The 4,150-nt window shown below is 66.7% G+C and carries 3 protein-coding genes; 1 reads left to right on the top strand and 2 read right to left on the bottom strand.

Translation table 11 applies throughout. From position 1 onward, the window contains the following. Positions 1-1,439, top strand: a 1,439-nt coding sequence (locus DM995_RS12690; RefSeq protein ID WP_116969657.1) for an ATP-binding protein, incomplete at its 5' end; no start/stop codon positions are given. A 6-nt stretch (positions 1,440-1,445) separates the two neighbouring features. On the opposite strand, the gene DM995_RS12685 is transcribed toward DM995_RS12690, so the two are convergent. Together DM995_RS12685 and DM995_RS12680 are read right to left on the bottom strand one after the other, a co-directional pair. After that, complete coding sequence (locus DM995_RS12685) at positions 1,446-3,710, bottom strand: NADP-dependent malic enzyme (protein ID WP_023836799.1); 2,265 nt, start codon at positions 3,708-3,710, stop codon at positions 1,446-1,448. 171 nt (positions 3,711-3,881) lie between these two features. Then, positions 3,882-4,150: alpha/beta fold hydrolase (locus DM995_RS12680; RefSeq protein ID WP_198669352.1), on the bottom strand; the 269-nt coding region annotated here is incomplete at its 5' end.

Below are 4,150 nucleotides of genomic sequence, written 5' to 3'. Positions count from 1 at the left end.
CCACCGCCGAAGGCATGCTGGTGGCGGGCAACCCTGCTTGGGAAAAGGCTTTCGGCCCGGTGCCCGCCGATGGCAAGGGCCATATCCGCGACTATTTCGCGCAGGCCGACGAGGCCGATGTGGTGCAGCTTGCCAGCGGCCAGACCGATGTCCAGCTCGAGCGCGAGATGCGCGGGCGCGATGGCCAGCCGATCTATGCCAGCTGGAGTCTGGCGCGCGAGGGCGAGCTGATCTTCGGCATCGCGCGCGACATCACGCGCACCCGCGCCGCCGAAGCGCAGCTGGCGCAAGTGCAGCGGATGGAATCGATTGGCCAGCTGACCGGCGGCATCGCGCATGATTTCAACAATCTGCTCACCATCATTTCGGGCAATCTGGACATCGCGCAGAAGCGCATCGCCTCTGGCCAGGTCGAGCGCGCGGAAATGGCGATCGCCAACGCCCGCGACGGGGCGAGCCGTGCCGCCAACCTGACCCAGCGCCTGCTCGCCTATGCGCGCCGCCAGTCGCTGACGCCGACGTTGATCAAGCCCGCCGAACTGATCCGCGACCTCGAGCCGCTCGCAGCCCAGGCGCTCGACGAACGCCACGAGCTTGTGGTCGAGTGTCCCGACAGCCTGTGGCCGATCACCGTCGATGCCAGCCAGCTCGAAAACGCGCTGCTCAATCTCGTGGTCAACGCGCGCGATGCGATGGAGCAGCCGGGCACGATCACGATCCATGCCAGCAACGCGCTGCGCAGCGAGGACGACATGGCCGACGGCCACGACGCCGCGCCGGGCCGCTATGTCCGCTTCTGCGTGCATGATACCGGATCGGGCATTCCGCCCGACATTGCCGCGCACATTTTCGAGCCGTTCTTCACCACCAAGGAGATCGGCAAGGGCACCGGGCTCGGCCTCAGCCAGGTCCAGGGATTCGTCGCGCAATCGGGCGGGTTCGTGACGGTCGAAACCGCGCCGGGCGAGGGTACGACGCTCAGCCTGTGGCTGCCGGTCACCGCCGATGCGTTCGACGATCTGCCCGGCCGCGAGGGCACCAGCGATGGCGAGCCGATGTGCCGCACGGACTGCACGATCCTGCTCGCCGAGGACAACGCGGCGCTGCGCGCGCATGTCAGCGACGTCCTGCAGGAAGCGGGCTTTACCGTGATCGAGGCCGAGGACGGCCAGGCCGCGCTCGAGCTGATGCGCGCCGCAGCAGATCAGGAACGGCCCGACCTGCTGCTCAGCGACATCACCATGCCGCGCATGGACGGCAAGGCGCTCGCCGCCGAGGTGCATCACGCCTGGCCCGAAATCCCGATCGTGCTGATGACCGGCTATGCCGGCGGCGCGATCGACAGCTGCCCGCACAACCTGCTGATCACCAAGCCCTTTGCGCCCGACGATCTGGTGGCGCTGGTGCGACGGACGCTCGCCGCCGCACCCCAGGCCTGATCGGGATCAGCCGACCACGCCCGCCGAGGCGAGCAGCGCCAGCGTGAGCAGATCGCCCGCGGTCGACGACATGGCCGCGATCTGCACCGGCTTTTCCATGCCGATCAGCATCGGGCCGATCATCGCATCGCCGCCGAGTTCGCGCAGCAGCTTGGCCGACAGATTGGCCGATTGCAGCCCGGGCATGATCAGCACATTGGCCGGCGCCGACAGACGGCAGAACGGATAATTGGCCATCAGCTTCGGGTTGAGCGCGACATCGGGCGACATCTCGCCCTCATATTCGAAGGTCACCCCGCGCTCGTCGAGGATGCTCACCGCGTCACGGATGTTGTCGAGCCAGCGCCCGGGGGGGTTGCCGAAGTTCGAATAGGACAGGAAGGCGACGCGCGGATCGTGGCCCAACCGCTTGGCGACATGCGCGGTATTCTCCGCGATGCATGCCAGCTCCTCGGCGCTCGGGCGTTCGTTGACCGTGGTATCGGCGAGGAACACCGTGTGGCTCTTGCCGACCATGACATGGATGCCGAACGGCGTCTGGCCGGGCTTGGGATCGAGCACGCGGCGGATCTCGCGCATCGACTGGCCGAACGTACGCGTGATGCCGGTCAGCATCGCATCGGCCTCGCCCAGATGGAGCAGCGCCGAACCGAAGATGTTGCGGTCCTGGTTGACCATGCGCTTGACGTCGCGCTTGAGGTAACCGCGCCGCTGCAGCCGTTCGTAGAGCACCTCGACCATGCGCGGCACCAGCGGCGAATTGGTGCTGTTGTGCACCTCGAACGCCATCGGATCGTCGACCGCCAGTTCCTTCAGCTTGTCGCGCACGCGCTGTTCGCGCCCGACCAGCACCGGCGTGCCATAGCCACCATCGCGGAACTGGATCGCCGCGCGCAGCACCACCTCTTCCTCGGCCTCGGCGAAGACGACGCGCTTGGGGTTGGCGCGCGCATCGCTGTACACCTGGGTCAGCACCGCCGTGGTGGGGTTGAGCCTCGACTTGAGCGAATGGCGATAGGCCGCCATGTCCTCGATCGGTTTCTGCGCGACGCCGGTGTCCATCGCCGCCTGCGCGACCGCGCCCGACACGACCTCCATCAGCCGCGGATCGAACGGCGCGGGGATGATATAGTCGACGCCGAATTTCTGCGTCGCGCCGCCATAGGCCGCGGCCACTTCCTCGGGCACCTGCTCGCGCGCGAGTTCGGCGATCGCCTTGGCCGCCGCGATCTTCATCTCCTCGTTGATCGCGGTCGCGCGCACGTCGAGCGCGCCGCGGAAGATGAACGGGAAACCCAGTACATTGTTGACCTGGTTGGGATAATCCGACCGGCCCGTGGCGATGATCGCGTCGGGCCGCGCCGCCTTGGCATCGGGCGGTGTGATCTCGGGATCGGGATTGGCCATGGCGAAGATGATCGGCTGCGGCGCCATCTTCATCACCATTTCGGGTTTCAACGCGCCCGCAGCCGACAGGCCGAGGAAGATGTCCGCGCCGTCGAGCGCCTCTTCGAGCGTGCGCCGATCGGTCTTGGCGGCATGCGCCGACTTCCACTGGTCCAGATCCTCGCGGCCCTGATAGATCACGCCCGACCGGTCGCACATCAGCACATTGTCGTGCGGCACGCCCATCGCCTTGATCAGCTCGGTGCACGCGATCGCCGCGGCGCCCGCACCGTTGACCACCATCTTGACGTCCTTGAGCTCGCGCCCGGTCAGGTAGCAGGCGTTGAGCAGCCCGGCGGCCGAGATGATCGCGGTGCCATGCTGGTCGTCGTGCATGACCGGAATGTTCATCCGCTCCTTGAGCGCCTGTTCGATGATGAAGCAGGCGGGCGCGCCGATATCTTCCAGGTTGATGCCGCCGAAACTCGGCTCGAGCAGTTCGACGCATTCGATGAAGCGGTCGACATCCTCGGTATTCACCTCGATATCGATCGAATCGACATCGGCGAAGCGCTTGAACAGCACCGCCTTGCCTTCCATCACCGGCTTGGAGGCGAGCGCGCCGAGATTGCCGAGGCCCAGGATCGCGGTGCCGTTCGAGATCACCGCGACCAGATTGCCCTTGGCGGTATAGTCATAGGCGGTGGCCGGGTCTTCGGCGATCGCACGCACGGGCACCGCGACGCCCGGCGAATAGGCGAGGCTGAGGTCGCGCTGGGTCGCCATCGGCTTCGAGGCGATGATCTCGATCTTGCCCGGGCGTCCGGTGGAATGGAAATGCAGCGCCTCGCGCTCGGTGAACTGGACGTTGCTCTTATCGCTCATCGACAGGCCCTTGTCTGGCGAACGCAAGGGCTGCGCCCGCTGGTTGATCCGATTATCTCTGCCGCTTGCCCCGGCCCGATGGTTTGATGACGCCCCGCGCCGTCTTGCATAGCCGTGACCGCAAGCTTTGGGCAAGCCTTGACGCTACGAAATGTTGCGCAGCATGGCCCATCAGCCGGCCCCTTCGCCGCGCAGCGCGGCGGCCACCAGATCGGGCCGCTGGAACAGAAGCATGCGCCCGGTACCGGGCACGATCTCGGCGCGCGACCCCGGCCAGAGCGACTGCCAATAGGGTACGGAATCGGACGCGGCATACATGGTGTCTTCGGCCCCGCACAGGATCGTGATGCGGCTGCCGTCGTCGAGCCGCTGCACCGTCTCGTGCGGTTCTGAGCGCGCGATGGCGAGAAACCCCGCCCCGCCCTGCATCGCGCTCTGCT

The sequence above is a fragment of the Blastomonas sp. UPD001 genome, from assembly GCF_003426715.1.
In the GTDB taxonomy this organism is placed as follows: Bacteria; Pseudomonadota; Alphaproteobacteria; order Sphingomonadales; family Sphingomonadaceae; genus Blastomonas.
Note: the sequence above shows the minus strand (reverse complement) of the source record. Positions and strands in the feature narration are given on the sequence as shown.

Excerpts from the sequence above, each read along its gene's own strand:
- DM995_RS12685 (WP_023836799.1), bottom strand. The coding sequence starts at position 3,710 with ATGAGCGATAAGAGCAACGTCCAGTTCACCGAGCGCGAGGCGCTGCAT.